This is a genomic window from Bacillus cereus group sp. BfR-BA-01441 (genome assembly GCF_022663075.1).
Lineage (GTDB): Bacteria > Bacillota > Bacilli > Bacillales > Bacillaceae_G > Bacillus_A > Bacillus_A cereus.
The window spans coordinates 1-268 of the sequence record NZ_JAKUEU010000337.1 but is presented as its reverse complement, the minus strand read 5'-3'; the positions used below and the strand labels follow the sequence as shown (position 1 = coordinate 268).

The following is a 268-nucleotide window of genomic DNA, read 5'->3' as shown; positions in this document are numbered from 1 at the left end:
GGCGAAAGAAAAAGCGAAGTCAATTTTAGAGCAAGAGAAATCTGGAAAATTAACGCATGAGCAAGCAAAAGAGGAATTAACAAAGCTAGGCGTGAAAATGCCGGAGAAAGGTAAACATGGAGACATGTTTGCTAACTTAGATGAACAGACAAAAGAGAAAGCGAAGTCAATTTTAGAGCAAAAGAAATCCGGAAAATTAACGCATGAGCAAGCAAAAGAAGAATTAACAAAATTAGGTGTGAAACTTCCAGAGAAAGAGAAGCATGAA

Annotated in this window: 1 pseudogene; it reads left to right on the top strand. The window is 36.9% G+C overall.

Annotated elements, in window-relative coordinates:
- Positions 1-268, top strand: a pseudogene (locus tag MR107_RS30765) (hypothetical protein); the annotation flags it as partial.